Origin of the sequence: Staphylococcus sp. GDY8P94P, from assembly GCF_017892255.1 — a bacterium.
Taxonomy (GTDB): domain Bacteria; phylum Bacillota; class Bacilli; order Staphylococcales; family Staphylococcaceae; genus Staphylococcus; species Staphylococcus cohnii.
The window spans coordinates 389,358-407,952 of sequence record NZ_JAESKU010000001.1 but is presented as its reverse complement, the minus strand read 5'-3'; the positions used below and the strand labels follow the sequence as shown (position 1 = coordinate 407,952).

The following is an 18,595-nucleotide window of genomic DNA, read 5'->3' as shown; positions in this document are numbered from 1 at the left end:
TATTTTACATTGAAATGATTGCAAAAAAATACGAAGTTAATTTGACAACGATTAATATACTATACAGGCACAAATGTAATAGTAATATTGATGAGTTTGAATTAACTTCGTATTTGTTTTATTTAACTGTGATTAAAAAGGTTAAATTGTTAGTAAATCGGTTATGTGTTAACTATGTGAATTTTTTTAAGTGATAGTAAAGTCAATGAGAAGAGTGAGGGTGACAAATTGATAGAATTTAAAAATGTTATGAAACGTTATGGGGATAAGAAAGCTGTAGATGATCTTAGCTTTAATATAAAAGAAGGTGAATTTTTTGTTTTAATCGGACCTTCAGGTTGTGGTAAAACAACGACATTAAAAATGATTAATCGTTTAATTTCATTAACAGAGGGATTTATTTATTTTAAAGGGAAACCAATTAGTGACTATCCAGTATATGAAATGCGCTGGGATATTGGTTATGTTTTACAACAAATTGCATTATTTCCGCATTTAACGATAAAAGAGAATATTGCACAAGTGCCACAAATGAAAAAATGGAAAGAAGCAGATATTGATAAACGTATAGATGAGTTATTAAATATGGTTGGCTTAGAGCCAGAACTATTTAAAGATAGAAAACCAGATGAATTATCAGGTGGACAACAACAACGTGTTGGTGTGGTACGTGCATTAGCTGCAGATCCACCAGTTATTCTGATGGACGAACCTTTCAGTGCATTAGATCCAATTAGCAGAGAAAAGCTGCAGGATGATTTAATAGCGTTACAGCAAAAAATAAAAAAAACAATCGTTTTTGTAACACATGATATACAAGAAGCGATGAAGCTAGCTGATAGAATTTGTCTATTAAACAAAGGACATGTAGAGCAAATAGATACACCTGACAATATGGTTAATCATCCTGAAAGTGATTTTGTAAGACAATTTGTTGGGGATAAATCACTGAAAATAGAAAAAGACATAAAACTATCAGAACTAATTGGTGAATTAACGATTAATGAACAGGAAGCTACCAAAGGTTATCCTATTGTTAATAGTAATGCGTCTATTAAAAGCATTTATAGTGATTTAGCTAACCACGATGCAATCATTATTAATGATGATTCGACTGCTACACAGCATGTGCTTAAACGCGAAGATATGTTTAAATATCTATCGGAGCATACAGGGGGTAGTCAAAGATGAATGAATTAATAAATACACTTTCAGATCGGAAAGGACAATTGTTAACTAACATATTTGAACATATCCAAATATCGTTTATTGCATTGCTCATTGCTGCAGTAATTGGGGTACCGCTGGGCATTTTACTCACGAAAACACGCAAGGTTTCTGAGATTGTGATGAATATCGCTGCCGTGTTACAGACAATACCATCATTAGCTTTGCTTGGTTTGATGATACCGTTGTTTGGTATTGGTAAGGTACCGGCAGTGATCGCATTAGTAGTTTATGCATTGTTGCCGATATTAAGAAATACATACACAGGTATCAATGAGGTAGATAGCTCGTTAATTGAAGCAGCTAAAGGTATCGGTATGAAGCCAGGTCGAAGATTAACAAAAGTGGAATTGCCAATAGCCATGCCAGTAATTATGGCAGGTATTAGAACAGCGATGGTATTGATTATAGGTACTGCTACATTAGCAGCTTTAATTGGTGCAGGTGGTCTTGGTGATTTGATTCTTTTAGGTATAGATCGAAATGACACATCATTGATTATTATTGGTGCGATTCCTGCAGCTTTATTAGCAATTCTATTTGATTTAGTTTTACGTTATATGCAAAAACTATCCTATAAAAAATTGCTTATTTCCCTTGGTGCAATTATTATAATACTGTTATTAGTGATTATTGGACCAATGTTTGCTCAAAAAGGAGATAAAATTACATTAGCAGGTAAACTTGGTTCAGAACCTTCTGTAATTACCAATATGTATAAAATTTTAATTGAAGAAGAAACAGATGATACAGTAGAAGTGAAAGATGGCATGGGGAAAACTTCATTCCTATTTAATGCCTTGAAATCTGACGATATAGATGGCTACCTTGAGTTTACAGGTACTGTACTTGGAGAGTTAACAAAAGAAGATTTGAAGTCTAAACAAGAAAATAAAGTATATCAACAAGCAAAATCAAGTTTAGAAGATAAATACGATATGACTATGTTAAAACCAATGCAATATAATAATACTTATTCATTGGCGGTGAAAAAAGATTTTGCGAAAAAGCATAATCTTAAAACGATAGGTGACTTAAACAAAGTGAGCGATCAAATTAAACCAGGTTTCACATTAGAGTTTAATGATCGTGAGGATGGTTATCCAGCTGTTAAAAAAGCATATGATTTAGATTTCGGTGACGTGAAGACGATGGAGCCGAAATTAAGATATCAAGCAGTTGAAAGCGGAGATATTAATTTAATCGACGCATATTCAACAGATGCTGAATTAAAACAATATGATATGGTTGTATTAGAAGATGATAAAAAAGTATTCCCTCCATATCAAGGCGCTCCTATGTTTAAAACATCGTATTTAAAAGATCATCCTGAAATTAAAGCACCGCTTAATAAATTAGCAGGTAAGATTTCTGATGAAGATATGCAAGAAATGAATTATGAAGTTACAGTAAAAAAAGAAGATCCATATGAGGTAGCTAAAAACTATCTAGAGAAACATCATTTAATTGATTAATTCATAAGACAATACGAGTTTAACAATGCATTTTACTACGGACAAAAATGCATTAAGTTGAACTCGTATTTATATTTGATTAAATTCTAGCTTTTAAAATTAAGTTACATTGATTTTCAATGGAAATAAGGTATATAATGGTTACTAAGTTTTGAAATTTCTGTAAATTTAAGGAGGCCCGAATCAACAATGAAAAAACAAATCGAACAATTATCAGCATATCAACCAGGTTTATCACCAAGAGCATTAAAAGAACAATACGGGATTGAGGATGAGCTTTATAAATTAGCTTCTAATGAAAATTTATATGGACCATCACCTAAAGTGAAAGACGCAATCAAACATCATTTAGACGAATTGCAATTTTATCCTGAAACGGGTTCTCCGTTAATTAAAGAAGCGATAAGTGAACATTTGAATGTTGACCCAGCACGTATTTTATTTGGTGCAGGATTAGATGAAGTGATATTAATGATTTCACGTGCTGTTTTAACCCAAGGAGATAAAATTGTTACAAGTGAAATGACTTTTGGTCAGTATTATCATAATGCCATAGTTGAAGCGGCAGATGTTGTACAAGTCCCACTAAAAGATGGTGGATTTGATTTAGAAGGCATACTTTCTGAAGTTGATGACTACACTAAACTTGTATGGTTGTGTAACCCTAATAATCCTACCGGCACATACTTTACACATGAAGAGTTGCAACGATTCTTATCACGTGTGCCTCAAGATATACCCGTAATTATAGATGAAGCTTATGTTGAATTCGCGACAGCTGAAGACTTTCCGAATTCATTAGCTTTACAAGAACAATTTCCAAATGCTTTCTTACTGAGAACATTTTCTAAAGCATATGGATTAGCCGGCATGCGTATTGGATATGTGATTGCTGCTCAAGAAGCGATTGAAAAATGGAATATTATACGACCACCATTTAATGTAGGTCGATTATCAGAACACGCTGCACTTGCTGCGTTAGAAGATCAAGATTATTTAGATTCTATTCGTGAAAAAAATGCACAAGAAAGAGCAAAATTCTTTGATTCAGTCAGTAGTCATAAATTAAATCCAAGCCAAACGAACTTTATTTTTGTGAATACGTCGCGACCTCACGAATTATATGAAGCATTGTTAAAACAAGGGTGCATTACAAGAGAATTTCCGAATGGTGTCAGAATTACGATTGGTTTCCCTGAGCAAAATGATAAAATGATCGAAGTATTAAATAACTTTGATTTATAAAAAGTAGTATTTATAACGTTCAATAAATTAAAATGTATAAAGCTTAAACTATATAATGAAAATAATTAATTTATATAGTATATTATGATATGCTCATATACAATTTTGGTTTCATTGAACGTTTTTTGCTATACTAATAGTGATAAACAAGATCATGTGCTAAGATGACCAATGTAATAATGCGTTATCAATGTTAATGAACGAGAACTTAAAAGGGAGTAGAGTACGAGATGACTAGAAAATCAATTGCTATTGATATGGATGAAGTACTTGCTGATACAGTAGGTGCATTGATTGAAGATGTGAATAAACGTACAGATTTAGGAATAACATATGATATGTTAGATGGTAAAAAATTACGTCATGCTATGCCTGAACATGATGGGTTATTGCATGAAATTTTACGCGAACCAGGTTTTTTCAAAAAATTAAAAGTGATGGCACATTCACAAGAAGTTGTGAAAAAACTAACTGAGTATTATGATGTCTATATTGCTACTGCTGCAATGGACGTTCCTACATCATTTCATGATAAATATGCATGGTTAAGAGAGTATTTTCCGTTTTTAAATCCACAGCATTTTGTTTTTTGTGGTCGTAAAGATATCGTAAACGCGGACTATCTCATAGATGACAACCCTCGTCAGTTAGCTATATTTACTGGTAAACCAATTATGTATACAGCATCACATAATGTTAACGATGATCGTTTTACACGCGTGAATGATTGGTATGATGTTGAAAAATATTTCTTAGGTGATCGTGATTACGATATATAATACAAATGACATGAATATGTTTTCGGTGTTTAAATATGAAATTTAATGATGTTTTACTTAAAATATGTGGACATCTGAATATGTCATGAGTGAAAGATTATGGGATATATAATTCAAGTAAGTAAACACGTTCTAACACTATATCAAAAGGACTAATCCATATGTACGTGGATTAGTCCTTTTTATTAATCATTATATATAGTGTATTTATTCATATTCAGTATCAGGTGTGTTTTCAGGTAACGTTAAAATTTGAATTGCTTTTGGTATAACTTCGATATGGATGGGTGTTTTTAATGCAATTTCGCCATCGATATCTACTTTCATTTCAGGTTTAGTCTCTATTTTGATATCTTTGGCTAATAAATGCTGAATACCGTTTGTCATGTGGTTCCAGTTCATACTATCTCTTTGTTTAAATATATCACTCAGTACACTTGAACTGTGTTCTTTGAAGATAAATAAATTCAGATAACCATCACTTGGTGAAAGGTCTGTTAAAGGTATACGACTGCCTCCTATAAATGACCCATTAGCAACAACAAGCATGGCAGTATTACCATCAATGACTTTACCATCAACGGTTAATTGATAATCAAAGTGCTCCGGATTAAGCAAAGTTTTAACGGTAGACCCTACGTAGCTCAATTTCCCGAAAATGTCTTTATTGCCATTTTGAACATTTTCTGCATTTTGAACAATAAGACCCAATCCAGCAAAGTTTAGTGCATACTGATCATTGATTTTCATCACATCATAACCTTGTAACTCTGATTGAATAAGTTGTTGACTGGCTATTTTATGACGTGGACTTAGGTTTAATGTTTTAACGAAATCATTAAACGTACCACCTGGAATAATACCAATAGGGATATTCAATTCATGTTGCATCATACCATTGATTAATTCGTTGACAGTACCATCTCCACCGAGGAGAAAAATGATATCTACATCGTCACTGTAACTTTGATCTTTAATCTTCTGGCAAAATCTTATGATATCACCTTCATCTTCACTTAGTTGGATTGACAGATGTTTGCAAAACGTAGTTAAAGAAGCTGCTACATCTCCCAGTCCTCGATATATATCTTTAATACCACTATATTCATGATAAAATAAGACACCGTGTTTGAATTTAGTATTTTCCAATTTTTTTCACCATATTCTTTTAAATTTTGTTGCTTATTCACTTTACCCATATTTCTATAGTTATAAATATATTTTGGCAGGCGAAAAATCTATTTCATTTCAAATGATTTCTTCATACTATTATACAAGGATAATTAGGGGGGATGTTTACCTGAGCTTTAGCGCATGGAAAAAGCCCACTAACTCAATAAATTGAGAAGAGGACCTTTTGCATGCGCTATTTAATGCCACGCATACCTTTGATGATTTTTGGTACAAATGCTAAAACAATTAAACTAACTACAATTGCAATAGCACCTAAAAATAGGAAGTAATTTTTGTATCCAAGAGGTTCGATTAGTTTCACTAATGTACCATTTATAGCCTGCGCACAGGCATTAGTTAACAGCCATAAACTCATCATTTGTGTATTGAAAGCTTTTGGAGCAAGTTTAACTGCTGCACTGTTACCTGTAGGTGATAAACAAAGTTCGCCGATTACACAAATGATATAAGATAAAATAATCCAGTTGACACTAATATCGGTACCACCAGCTGAATGACCGATAGAACCAATCATTATGTAAGAAGCACCTGCTAATATTGCGCCTAGAACAAATTTTGTGGCTATACTTGGTTGGCGTCGAGCCATTTTTGCCCAAATCAATGAAACCACTGGTGCTAGTAATACAATAAATAATGGATTGATTGACTGGAAGAGCGTAGGACCGAAATCTGCTTTCCATCCAAATAGATTTAATTTCATATCACTGCTTTCAAACGCAAAGAGGTTAAGTACGTTGGCACCCTGTTCTTGAATAGACCAGAATATTACACCGAGTATAAATAGTGGTATAAATGCTATTACTCTTGAGCGTTCATCGTCTGTGATTTCTTTACTTCGAATCATAATTGTGAAATATATGATAGGTAATGCCACACCTAGTATGAGTACCGTTGTACTAACTAAGTTAAATGATAATGTACCTGTTAAGCCGGTAATTACTAATACCGCTGCAATGATTATGATGATTGCAGCAAATAAAATGCCATATTTCTTTTTCTCGCTTTTATTTAATGGGTTGGTTGGTTTTGAACCAATTTGCCCTAAATTTTTTTTATTAAAAAATATATACCACACGAGTCCAAGTGCCATACCAATCGCAGCGATTAAGAAACCACCGTGGAAGTTACCTGTATGTACAAAGCGATCTAAAATAATTGGTGAAATTAATCCACCTAAGTTAACAGACATATAGAATATAACAAAACCAGCATCTATACGTGTATCTCTATCAGGGTATAATCTACCGACAATATTTGAAATGCTTGGCTTCATTAAACCAGAACCTACAATAATAAAGAACATAGAAATAAATAGTCCTATAATATCTAAAGGTAAACTTAAGAAGATATGTCCAATAATGATTAACACGCCACCGTAAAATGTTGCTGCGCGCGTCCCTGTAATTCTATCGGAAATCCATCCACCCAGTACAGAAGTCATGTATATTAGTGCACCGTATACTGCCATAATAGACTGTGCAGTACCTTTATCCATGCCGAGTCCGCCATCTTTAATAGCGAAATACATGTAGAAAATCAGCAGGGCACGCATACCGTAGTAGCTGAACCTCTCCCAAAATTCAACAAAGAATAATACGCCTAGCCCCTTAGGATGTCCAAAAAATCCTTTTTGTGGAATAGATTGAACCGCTTGTTCATGGGCTTTATCTTGATTTTGCATAAAAACATTCCCCGTCCTTTCATACTCCCTATAAGAATGTATAAAAATGATTTTACGCTTAATTAAATTAAATTTCAATAATATTCTCAAAACAACAATATTCAAAATATTCTGATTTATTACCACTGTATATAAACATAAATTTTTATTTAGTTATATTTAAATTGTCGACAGTGTATTTTTACAAAAAAATAAACAATATAGAAATCTTTGAAATTAGATTTCTATATTGCTTATTAAAAAATATTATCGTTTAATTGCTTAATATATACCTTTCATTGCACGTTTTACTTTTGGTGAAATAATCAATAATATAACTCCGATAACAACTGCAACTAATCCTGAATACATAAAGTAATCACTTTGATCCATTTTTGTGTATACAACAACAAGTTGAGCGTTAAGTCCCTGTGCTGTTGCGTTACTTAACATCCACAAGCTCATCATACGCGCCGTGAATGTGACTGGTGCTAGTTTTGTAGTAGTTGATAAACCGACTGGAGAAATACAAAGTTCACCGATAGTAATTAATAAGAAACTGAGTACAAGCCATAATGGGTTTATTAAGTCATTGCCTGTAGCCAATGGAATAATCATGACTAGATAGGAGAACCCAGCGATAATAGCACCATAAGCAAATTTATGCACCGTAGGCGGATTCTTTTTACCTAATTTAACCCATAACGTTGCAAAGACTGGCGCTAAGAGAATGATAAACAATGGATTTAAAGATTGTGCCCATGAGGCAGGAATTGAAAAATCAATTAACCCATTCGTTAATACAGACATTTCGAGTTGTGTCTTTTTATCTGCAAATGTTGCGAGAATCGTTGACCCTTGTTCTTGTATCATCCAAAAAGCAACAGATGTAATATACAAGGGTATGTAACTATATACACGTGAACGTTCATCTTTCGTAACGTCTTTATGTAAAATCATATTAATAAACAAGTAGATTGGTAATACGATACCTAAAATGGTAATTAAAAAGCTGAAGTTTTCTAAGCTTAAGGCATTATTTAAATGTAGAATTAATAAATATGCTAAAAATAATACAATAATACCTGAACTGAATAACACGAACTTTTTAATTTCTGGTTTAGTTAAAGGATTCGGCACGTTACGACCAGCCAAACCTAAATTCACCTTACGTTTTAGTGCATATACTATTAAACCACAGAACATGCCGATAGCAGCTACTAAGAAACCTGCATGGAAACTTACTCTAGTTTGTAAATAACCTGTAAGTAATGGTGCAAATAAACTACCGAAATTAATACCCATATAGAATAAAGTAAATGCAGCGTCTCGTCTTACATCATTACGATCATACAGTTCGCCAACAGTTGATGAAATATTTGGTTTTAATAGACCAGTACCTGCAATGATGACTGCGAGCGCAACCATTACTAATGTTAAATTATTAGGTAAGGACAATAAAATATGCCCAATCATGATCAGGAATCCACCGTAGAAGACAGCGCTTTGTGTCCCGGTTATCCGATCTGCAATCCATGCCCCAATAACACCTGACATATAAATTAAAGTTCCGTAAATTGCGACAATTTGCATTGCCACGGCTTGGCTTAAACCAAAACCACCCTCAGCCACACTATAATAAAGATAATATATTAGTATCGCTTTCATACCATAATAACTGAATCTCTCCCAAAATTCAGTGAAAAACAGTGTTCCTAGTCCTTTTGGATGTCCGAAGAACCCCTTTCTCGGAGTACTTTTCATGATTTCCTCGTGCGTGTAACTTATCTGTTTCATAATTTCCCTCCCCTAAATGGTTGGATTTATTTTATAATGTTTTCACATAAATAACAAGTGTATATATCAATAGTACAAAATTATATAAGTAAGCGTTTTAATATCTAAGTGAAATAAATAAAAAAATAATCCACACGAATTATTTTTAGTTCGTGTGGATTATTCATAGTAGGAATGAATTAACGATTATCTATTTTTTCTGGATAGAGGTCATGATTCATTAAACGATGTTCTGCCATTTTTTCATATTTACTGTCAGGGCGACCATAATTTGTATAAGGGTCTATAGATATACCACCACGAGGTGTGAATTTGCCCCAAACTTCTATATAATGTGGATCCATTAAGTCGATGAGATCATTCATAATAATATTCATACAATCCTCATGAAAGTCACCATGATTTCTAAAGCTAAATAAATATAGTTTTAATGATTTAGATTCGACCATTTTAATATTTGGGATATAAGAAATATAAATTGTAGCAAAATCAGGTTGACCTGTAATAGGGCATAAAGATGTGAACTCAGGGCAATTAAATTTAACAAAATAATCACGGCCTGGGTGTTTATTATCAAATGATTCTAATACATCTGGTCGGTAATCAAAATCATATTTATTGTTTTGATTTCCTAGTAAAGTAATGTCATTTAAATCTTCTTGTTTACGTCCTTCAGACATTGTAATTGCTCCTTTAATATTTGGATTTTTGTTCTTTTTTCTGAATTGTTAGCGGTTGGCGTCTGGCTTTTTCAAACATATAGTAACTTGCACCAATGATAATGATGTAACCTAGAATGGCATAGAAATCTGGTGATTCGCCAAATAAAATAAAACCAAATAACGCAGTGAAAATAATAGATGCGTACGTAAATATTGAAATATCTTTTGCTGGTGCAAAACTATATGCTAAAGTAATACCTATTTGACCTGCAGCTGCAGCTAAGCCAGCACCGATTAAATAAACAACTTGCATGACAGACATTGGTTCGAATGTAAAAATCGTAAATGGAATGAGAACTATTATAGAAAAGAAAGAAAAATAAAAAACAATCGTATAAGGTGCTTCTCTACTACTTAATGCTCTAACACAAGTGTAGGCACTTGCTGCGAAAATACCTGATAACAATCCACCAATCGCTGGTATCATTGATGAGGAAAACTCAGGTTTTACAACGAACAGCATACCAAAAATGGCTACAATCATAGCAAAAACTTGGTAGTTGCGTACTTTTTCATTTAGGAAAATTAAACTAAGTAGTATCGTCCAAAATGGATTTAATTTCATTAATGTGTCTGCATCACTGAGTATCATATGATCGATGGCATATATATTTAATAATACGCCAATCAAGCCAAGCGCAGAACGAGATATTAATAAAGGCTGACTACTTAATTTACCAAAAAGTGGTTGCTTATATTTAAATATAAAATACAAAGGTATAAACATCGCCACTAGGTTTCTTGCCAATGATTTTTGAAAGACAGGAAGATCTCCAGCTAATCTAAAAAAAACAGACATAAAGCTAAAGCCAACTGCAGAAATTAGAATAGCAATAATACCTTTTATTTTTGGATTCACATACATCGCCTCAATTTTAAAATTTTAACGTATCTATATTAGCATAGTTAATTAGAAAATGTATATATGCTTGAAATTAAAGTAGAAATATATTAAGATGATATACGAACAAACGTTCTGTTCAAGAGCATATAATTGAGAAAACTTAAAAGTAATTTAGCATAGTAATTAGTTCAAAAATATAATAGATGAAGCGCAATATATATGAAGGTAGATGAAGTAATGCAGGTATATCAAGGCTTAAGAATAAATTAAAAAAAGCAAGCATTGAGACTCTAAAAAAGACAAAAATATTTTTTAAATTTTTAAAATTGATTTTAAAGTTGAATTGGTGCCATTTTCATACTGTTTTCATCGTTTTGTCATAAATTAAAGACTTTTAATAAGGCGATGAGTTATGTATAATGAAACACATAATATAGTATTTCTGGCCAGGACAAAACACAATATATTGTGTTTTGATACGTGGTCAATTTATTTATAATAAATCAAATTTTAAGTAAAATCACACAATTTTAGGCTTTAAATAATGACAAATAAGGCATTAATACTTAAATGTTGAGTTTTTACATATCTACTTATAGATTTACAAGTTACTATATATAGTGGTTACTTCAATCATTTAAAACACATTCAAATAATAACACCTCGAAAGCCTTACATTTTTTGATTTTCCAACTTACGTATATCTATTAGAAAGAAGGTGATCCAATGAAAGTGGTATATTTTTCGTTTTCCGGCAATGTGCGCAGATTTATAAAAAAAACCGAACTGACAAATGTTATGGAAATCACGCAAAATAATTGTTCAGAGAGAATAGAGGAGCCATTCGTTTTGGTCACTGGAACAATAGGATTTGGTGAGGTACCCCAACCAGTTCAAGCGTTTTTAGATGTGAATGATGATTTGTTAAAAGCTGTTGCAGCGAGCGGAAATCGTAACTGGGGACAAAATTTCGCAAAAGCTGGACGATCAATTTCGGAACGATATCAAGTTCCACTATTATTGAAGTTTGAAGTACAGGGCACTGCAGACGATATAAATGAATTTAAAGATAAGGTGGGAAATTTCAATGAAGATTATGGACGAGAAGAAATACAATCATATTGAATTAAATAATGAGGTTACAAAACGAAAAGATAATGGTTTCTTTAATTTGGAAAAGGACCAAGAAGCGCTAGCAGTTTATTTAGAAGAGATTCAAGATAAGACAATCTATTTTGATACTGAAATTGAACGTTTACGCTATCTTGTAGATAACGATTTTTATTTTGATGTTTTTGAAAAATATTCAGAAGCGGATTTACAAGAAATTACAGATTATGCTAAAAGTATAGACTTTCGTTTTGCCAGTTATATGTCAGCTAGTAAATTCTTTAAAGATTATGCGCTAAAGACAAATGATAAAACACAATTCTTAGAAGATTATAAGCAACATGTTGTGATTGTTGCACTTTATTTAGCAAATGGTCATAAACCGACAGCTAGACAACTTATTTCAGCTATGATTGAACAACGTTACCAACCAGCAACGCCAACATTTTTAAATGCAGGACGTGCACGTCGTGGTGAGCTCGTGTCATGTTTCTTATTAGAAGTAGACGACAGTTTAAATTCAATCAATTTTATAGATTCTACTGCAAAACAGTTAAGTAAAATTGGTGGCGGTGTTGCTATTAACCTATCTAAATTGCGTGCAAGAGGAGAAGCGATTAAAGGCATTAAAGGTGTAGCAAAAGGCGTATTACCTGTTGCTAAGTCTCTTGAAGGTGGCTTTAGCTATGCAGACCAATTAGGACAACGTCCTGGTGCTGGTGCGGTGTACTTAAATATTTTCCACTATGATGTAGAAGAATTTTTAGATACAAAGAAAGTTAACGCAGATGAAGATTTACGTTTATCTACCATTTCTACTGGATTAATTGTACCTTCAAAATTCTTTGAATTGGCGAAAGAGGGTAAAGACTTTTATATGTTTGCACCGCATACAGTTTATAATGAATATGGTGTAACGTTAGATGATATTAATTTAGATGAATACTATGAAAGTTTAGTAGCCAATCCAAATGTTGATAAAAAGAAAAAAGACGCTCGTGAAATGTTAAATATGATTGCTCAAACACAACTACAATCTGGTTATCCTTATCTAATGTTTAAAGATAATGCGAATAAAGTACATCCTAACTCTAATATTGGTCAAATTAAAATGAGTAACTTATGTACAGAAATCTTCCAATTACAAGAAACGTCTATTATTAATGACTACGGTACAGAAGACGAAATCAAGCGCGATATATCTTGTAACTTAGGGTCTTTAAATATTGTTAATGTTATGGAATCAGGAAAATTCAAAGATTCAGTGCATACAGGTATGGATGCATTGACAGTGGTTAGTGATGAAGCAAATATTCAAAATGCCCCAGGTGTTAGAAAAGCTAATAGTGAGTTACATTCAGTTGGATTAGGCGTTATGAATTTACATGGTTATCTTGCTAAAAATAAAATTGGCTATGAATCTGAAGAAGCAAAAGATTTTGCTAACATATTCTTCATGATGATGAACTACTATTCAATTGAAAGATCCATGGAAATTGCAAAAGATAGACAAGAAACATTTAAAGACTTTGATAAGTCAGATTATGCCAATGGTAAATATTTTGAGTTTTACACTTCGCAAACATTTGCATCAAAATATGAAAAAGTACGTAAATTATTTGAAGGCTTAGAAATTCCTACACCTGAAGATTGGAAAGCATTGCAAAAAGAAGTTGAAACTCACGGTTTATTCCATGCATATCGTTTAGCAATCGCACCAACACAAAGTATCTCTTATGTACAAAATGCGACAAGTTCAGTTATGCCGATAGTTGATCAAATTGAACGTCGTACTTACGGTAATGCAGAAACATTTTACCCAATGCCTTTCTTATCACCTGAAACAATGTGGTACTATAAATCTGCATTTAATACTGATCAAATGAAATTAATTGATTTAATAGCTACGATCCAAACACATGTGGACCAAGGTATTTCTACAATTCTTTATGTAAATTCAGAGATATCAACACGTGAATTATCTAGATTATATGTTTATGCACATCATAAAGGATTGAAATCTTTATATTACACTAGAAATAAATTATTAAGTGTTGAAGAATGTACAAGCTGTGCAATATAAAACGAAACTTTTTAATTAAAAAAAGATATATGAATCTTGAAATAACGCATATGTTTTAAATGCAAAAAGGTGAGGCATTAAGTGAATGTCATTTAAATCAAAGTGTATCGACATTATAGAAATATAGTCACTTATGCAAGGGATAGAAAATCTAAAAATATATTTAGATTTCTGTCCCACTTTCTGTGTTTTATAAATTAAACAAATATTTACTAGATAGGGGAATTATCTAAATGAAAGCAGTCAATTGGAATACTCAAGAAGATATGACAAATATGTTTTGGCGACAAAATATTTCGCAAATGTGGGTAGAAACTGAATTTAAAGTTTCAAAAGATATTGCAAGTTGGAAAACATTATCTGATGAAGAAAAAAATGCATTTAAAAAGGCATTGGCAGGTTTAACTGGTTTGGATACACACCAAGCAGATGATGGTATGCCATTAATTATGTTACATACTACAGATTTACGTAAAAAAGCGGTATATTCCTTTATGGCGATGATGGAACAAATTCATGCTAAAAGTTATTCTCACATCTTTACAACACTATTACCATCTAGCGAAACAAACTATTTATTAGATAAATGGGTCTTAGAAGAACCACATTTGAAATTCAAATCGGATAAAATTGTAAATAATTATCATAAATTATGGGGTAAAGAAGCATCTATTTATGATCAATATATTGCACGTGTATCAAGTGTTTTTCTAGAAACATTTTTATTCTATTCTGGTTTCTATTATCCTTTATATTTAGCTGGACAAGGTAAAATGACGACTTCAGGAGAAATTATTCGTAAAATTTTATTAGATGAATCCATTCATGGTGTATTTACTGGTATGGACGCACAAAGTTTACGCAATGAATTGTCTGAAAGTGAAAAACAGCAAGCAGACCAAGAAATGTATAAATTATTAGATGAACTATATAAAAACGAAGTTTCTTATACACAATCTTTATATGATGATATCGGTTTAACTGAAGATGTGCTTAACTATGTAAGATATAATGGTAACAAAGCGCTATCAAACCTTGGATTTGATCCGTACTTTGAAGAAAGAGAATTTAATCCAATCATCGAAAATGCATTAGACACATCTACAAAAAACCATGATTTCTTCTCTGTTAAAGGCGATGGTTATACTTTAGCGCTAAATGTTGAAGCATTACAAGATGAAGATTTTATTTTTGAAGACTAAATTACAACTGTTTAACTATCATAATGTAAAAGTTATTGATAGCAAATGTATGAAATATAATTAAATTTTAAGCACCAACAAACGTCAATTTCTATTGGAATTATATAGAGATTGACGTTTTTTATTTATTAATATTTTGTTCGTTGCACTAATATTTTACACATTTTGTGCCAATACAATTAATTCAAGCACGTGTTTAACTTTATTTAGTATTTGAATTAGTTAGCCAACTGAAACGTCAAAAATTTTTATAAATATGTAAATTCAAAAGAATACATTTAACTAAAAGGTTTTGTTTTTATTTTGAAAATTTTGACATAAATAGAGAATTGTTTTGATAATCTCTGTTATAGCTATTGAATTTACATGCAAAGATGATAAAATTTAACTTATAGGTATTGATAATGATTATCACATTCAAGAAAACATGACGTTTATGAAAGGATTAATTACTCACTATGAAATTTTTACTCAATGGTGTTGTCTTAGCTATTATTTTATTCTTTTTAACTATCCTTTCTTTATTTATAGGCGTTAGTAAAGTATCAATTACTGATATTTTTCATTTAACGCAAGAACAATTAAATATCATCGTGTCTAGTAGGATACCCAGAACAATAAGTATATTAATATCTGGAAGTACTTTAGCACTTTCTGGACTTATTATGCAGCAGATGATGCAAAATAAATTTGTGAGCCCAACGACAGCAGGGACTATGGAATGGGCAAAGTTAGGAATTTTGATATCAATGATATTTTTTCCGCAAGAAAACATTATTATTAAATTAATATTTGCGGTGATATTAAGTATTGGTGGCACATTTTTATTTGTTAAATTAGTTCAATACATACGATTCACTGATGTTATTTTTATTCCGCTTTTAGGTATTATGCTTGGTGGTATTGTGTCTAGCTTAGCAACTTTTCTTGCTCTAAGAACCAATACTGTACAAAGTGTAGGCAACTGGCTCAATGGAAACTTTGCCATCATTACGAGCGGTAGATATGAAATATTATACTTAAGCATTCCTTTATTGATACTTACATATATATTTGCCAATCATTTCACGATTGCAGGGATGGGGAAAGATTTTAGTAATAACTTAGGCGTCAACTATGAAAAAATAATAAATATTGGTTTATTTATAACTGCAACTATAACAGCACTTGTAGTTGTTACAGTAGGAACACTGCCATTTTTAGGTCTAATTGTTCCGAATATTGTGTCAATATTCAGAGGTGACCACTTAAAGCAAGCATTACCTCACACAGCAATGTTAGGGGCGGTATTTGTTATGTTTTCTGACATAATTGGTAGGATTATTGTCTATCCATATGAAATAAATATTGGTTTAACAATTGGTGTCTTTGGCACGATTATTTTCTTGATCTTATTGATGAAAGGAAGACACAATTATGCAAATTAGTGCTAAATCAAAGTTAATGATATTAATTGCTGTCACTTTAAGTGCCGCTTTAATATATCTTTTCATCGGTATTGATTTTGAAATTTTTAGATACCAGTTTATTAGTCGTTTTCGAAAGCTTGTGCTCATGATATTGGTAGGTGGAGCAATTGCAGCTTCAGTAGTTATCTTTCAAGCAATTACAACGAATCGTTTATTGACTCCATCAATTATGGGACTCGATGCTGTATATATGTTTGTGAAAGTATTGCTAGTATTTGTGTTTGGCGTACAGTCTGCATTTGTAACTAATATATATTTAAGTTTTGCTACTTCGCTGTTGGTTATGATTGTATTTTCATTATTATTATTTCAAGGTATCTTTAGAATTGGCGATGTGTCGATATATTTAATTTTACTCATAGGTGTTATACTAGGTACTTTCTTTAGAAGTATAACTGGATTTTTAGAACTGATTATTAATCCTGAAGATTTTTTAGCAGTTCAGAGTTCAATGTTTGCCAATTTCGATGCTTCCAATAGTAAATTGGTAATGTTGTGCGGCGTTATATTAATTATTTTAATCATTATAACAGTGATTGCGATTCCATATTTAGATGTGCTTTTATTAGGAAAAGACCAAGCAATTAATTTAGGTTTGTCCTATAAAATGATTACAAGATTATTGCTCATACTTGTTGCAATATTAGTATCTGTCTCTACTTCATTGGTAGGTCCGATTACATTTTTAGGATTGTTAACAGTTAATCTAGCGCATGAATTGATGAAAACCTATGAACATAAATATATATTACCGGCAACAATCTGTTTAAGTTGGTTGAGTTTATTTATTGCACAAGGTGTAGTAGAAAATTTATTTGAAGCGACGACGCAAGTAAGTATCATTATTGACTTAGTAGGTGGAACGTACTTTATCTATCTATTAATTAAAAGGAGACATGCGAATTGATACGTGTTCAAGGATTAAATAAAACCATTCAAGATAAAACGATTTTAAATGACATTAATGTAGATATAAGTAAAGGGCGTTTAACTTCAATGATAGGACCAAATGGTGCAGGTAAGAGTACTTTACTTTCAGCTATTACACGACTGATCGATTTTGATAAAGGGACTATTGAGATTGAAGGGAAAGCTATTTCTGAATTTAAGAGTAATGAATTGTCTAAAAAATTATCAATTTTGAAACAGGCTAATCATACTGAGTTAAATATTACTGTTGAGCAACTCGTAAATTTTGGAAGATTCCCGTATTCAAAAGGCCGTTTAAATGAAGCAGATCGGGCGCAAGTTGAGTATGCACTTGAGTTATTGAATCTTAAAGAAATAAGACATCGTTACCTAAAAACATTATCAGGTGGCCAACGACAACGTGCATATGTAGCTATGACGATAGCGCAGGACACAGAGTATATTTTGCTGGATGAGCCATTAAATAATTTAGATATGAAACATTCAGTTCAAATCATGAAAACGTTACGTCAACTCGCAAAATCACTCAATAAAACAATTGTTGTTGTGATTCATGATATTAATTTTGCTTCGTGTTATTCGGATGACATTATTGCATTGAAAGATGGAGAAATGGTCAAAGCCAGTACTAAAGATGAAGTTATACAAGAAAACACGCTCAAAACATTGTATGATATGGACGTTAAAATTGAAGAAATTCGCGGACAACGCATTTGTGTATATTTTGATGAAGAAACAGCAGATTATGAATTATCTATTTTACAATCCGTTTAAAATGGAATGATTTTTATTGAAGGGAGTGATGTAGCTGCAACGTTGCTCATTTTAAACGGCATATTGAAATGGTGATTAACTTTA

General features: G+C 32.0%; 15 protein-coding genes. 10 read left to right on the top strand and 5 right to left on the bottom strand.

Annotated elements, in window-relative coordinates; translation table 11 throughout:
* The first annotated feature begins 228 nt into the window (after positions 1-228).
* From KA926_RS02080 to KA926_RS02065, 4 genes are all read left to right on the top strand, one after another.
* Positions 229-1,191: an ABC transporter ATP-binding protein gene (locus KA926_RS02080; protein ID WP_210143556.1), complete on the top strand. Its 963-nt coding sequence runs from the start codon at positions 229-231 to the stop codon at positions 1,189-1,191.
* Positions 1,188-2,702, top strand: a complete 1,515-nt coding sequence (locus KA926_RS02075; RefSeq protein WP_210143555.1) for an ABC transporter permease/substrate-binding protein — start codon at positions 1,188-1,190, stop codon at positions 2,700-2,702. The genes KA926_RS02080 and KA926_RS02075 overlap by 4 nt, the downstream gene beginning before the upstream one ends.
* A gap of 189 nt (positions 2,703-2,891) precedes the next feature.
* On the top strand, positions 2,892-3,947 hold the full coding sequence (hisC, locus tag KA926_RS02070) for a histidinol-phosphate transaminase (RefSeq protein ID WP_210143554.1): 1,056 nt from the start codon (positions 2,892-2,894) through the stop codon (positions 3,945-3,947).
* A gap of 230 nt (positions 3,948-4,177) precedes the next feature.
* On the top strand, positions 4,178-4,726 hold the full coding sequence (locus KA926_RS02065) for a 5' nucleotidase, NT5C type (RefSeq protein ID WP_210143553.1): 549 nt from the start codon (positions 4,178-4,180) through the stop codon (positions 4,724-4,726).
* A gap of 207 nt (positions 4,727-4,933) precedes the next feature.
* Here KA926_RS02065 and KA926_RS02060 read toward each other — a convergent pair whose 3' ends face one another.
* The 5 genes from KA926_RS02060 to KA926_RS02040 form a co-directional block, all read right to left on the bottom strand.
* Positions 4,934-5,875 carry a diacylglycerol/lipid kinase family protein gene (locus KA926_RS02060; RefSeq protein WP_210143552.1) on the bottom strand — a complete coding sequence of 314 codons (942 nt, stop codon included), beginning with the start codon at positions 5,873-5,875 and terminating at the stop codon, positions 4,934-4,936.
* Between the two features lie 217 nt (positions 5,876-6,092).
* Positions 6,093-7,601, bottom strand: a complete 1,509-nt coding sequence (locus KA926_RS02055; RefSeq protein ID WP_210143551.1) for a peptide MFS transporter — start codon at positions 7,599-7,601, stop codon at positions 6,093-6,095.
* A 261-nt stretch (positions 7,602-7,862) separates the two neighbouring features.
* The gene (locus KA926_RS02050) at positions 7,863-9,377 is read right to left on the bottom strand and encodes a peptide MFS transporter (protein ID WP_210143550.1); all 1,515 of its coding nucleotides are present in this window, start codon (positions 9,375-9,377) and stop codon (positions 7,863-7,865) included.
* 179 nt (positions 9,378-9,556) lie between these two features.
* Complete coding sequence (gene queF, locus KA926_RS02045) at positions 9,557-10,057, bottom strand: preQ(1) synthase (RefSeq protein WP_019469521.1); 501 nt, start codon at positions 10,055-10,057, stop codon at positions 9,557-9,559.
* Positions 10,058-10,070: 13 nt separating this feature from the next.
* Complete coding sequence (locus KA926_RS02040; RefSeq protein ID WP_107385217.1) at positions 10,071-10,958, bottom strand: DMT family transporter; 888 nt, start codon at positions 10,956-10,958, stop codon at positions 10,071-10,073.
* Positions 10,959-11,669: 711 nt separating this feature from the next.
* Between KA926_RS02040 and nrdI the strand changes: the two genes are divergently transcribed.
* The 6 genes from nrdI to KA926_RS02010 all read left to right on the top strand — a co-directional run bounded on the left by nrdI (position 11,670) and on the right by KA926_RS02010 (position 18,511).
* The gene (gene nrdI / locus KA926_RS02035) at positions 11,670-12,068 is read left to right on the top strand and encodes a class Ib ribonucleoside-diphosphate reductase assembly flavoprotein NrdI (RefSeq protein WP_107385216.1); all 399 of its coding nucleotides are present in this window, start codon (positions 11,670-11,672) and stop codon (positions 12,066-12,068) included.
* Positions 12,031-14,136 carry a class 1b ribonucleoside-diphosphate reductase subunit alpha gene (gene nrdE / locus KA926_RS02030; protein ID WP_210143549.1) on the top strand — a complete coding sequence of 702 codons (2,106 nt, stop codon included), beginning with the start codon at positions 12,031-12,033 and terminating at the stop codon, positions 14,134-14,136. The genes nrdI and nrdE overlap by 38 nt, the downstream gene beginning before the upstream one ends.
* Before the next feature lie 233 nt (positions 14,137-14,369).
* Positions 14,370-15,338: a class 1b ribonucleoside-diphosphate reductase subunit beta gene (nrdF, locus tag KA926_RS02025; RefSeq protein WP_019469517.1), complete on the top strand. Its 969-nt coding sequence runs from the start codon at positions 14,370-14,372 to the stop codon at positions 15,336-15,338.
* 458 nt (positions 15,339-15,796) lie between these two features.
* A complete protein-coding gene (locus KA926_RS02020) occupies positions 15,797-16,765 on the top strand; it encodes an ABC transporter permease (protein WP_210143548.1) in 969 nt (322 codons plus the stop codon).
* Positions 16,755-17,714: an iron chelate uptake ABC transporter family permease subunit gene (locus KA926_RS02015; RefSeq protein WP_019469515.1), complete on the top strand. Its 960-nt coding sequence runs from the start codon at positions 16,755-16,757 to the stop codon at positions 17,712-17,714. The genes KA926_RS02020 and KA926_RS02015 overlap by 11 nt, the downstream gene beginning before the upstream one ends.
* A complete protein-coding gene (locus tag KA926_RS02010) occupies positions 17,711-18,511 on the top strand; it encodes an iron ABC transporter ATP-binding protein (protein WP_040030228.1) in 801 nt (266 codons plus the stop codon). Before KA926_RS02015 ends, KA926_RS02010 begins: the two co-directional genes overlap by 4 nt.
* Positions 18,512-18,595: the final 84 nt, after the last annotated feature.

Coding starts and splice junctions, on each gene's coding strand:
- hisC (WP_210143554.1), top strand. CDS start 2,892: ATGAAAAAACAAATCGAACAATTATCAGCATATCAACCAGGTTTATCA.
- KA926_RS02055 (WP_210143551.1), bottom strand. CDS start 7,601: ATGCAAAATCAAGATAAAGCCCATGAACAAGCGGTTCAATCTATTCCA.
- nrdE (WP_210143549.1), top strand. CDS start 12,031: ATGAAGATTATGGACGAGAAGAAATACAATCATATTGAATTAAATAAT.
- nrdI (WP_107385216.1), top strand. CDS start 11,670: ATGAAAGTGGTATATTTTTCGTTTTCCGGCAATGTGCGCAGATTTATA.
- KA926_RS02075 (WP_210143555.1), top strand. CDS start 1,188: ATGAATGAATTAATAAATACACTTTCAGATCGGAAAGGACAATTGTTA.
- queF (WP_019469521.1), bottom strand. CDS start 10,057: ATGTCTGAAGGACGTAAACAAGAAGATTTAAATGACATTACTTTACTA.
- KA926_RS02020 (WP_210143548.1), top strand. CDS start 15,797: ATGAAATTTTTACTCAATGGTGTTGTCTTAGCTATTATTTTATTCTTT.
- KA926_RS02050 (WP_210143550.1), bottom strand. CDS start 9,377: ATGAAACAGATAAGTTACACGCACGAGGAAATCATGAAAAGTACTCCG.
- KA926_RS02065 (WP_210143553.1), top strand. CDS start 4,178: ATGACTAGAAAATCAATTGCTATTGATATGGATGAAGTACTTGCTGAT.
- KA926_RS02015 (WP_019469515.1), top strand. CDS start 16,755: ATGCAAATTAGTGCTAAATCAAAGTTAATGATATTAATTGCTGTCACT.
- nrdF (WP_019469517.1), top strand. CDS start 14,370: ATGAAAGCAGTCAATTGGAATACTCAAGAAGATATGACAAATATGTTT.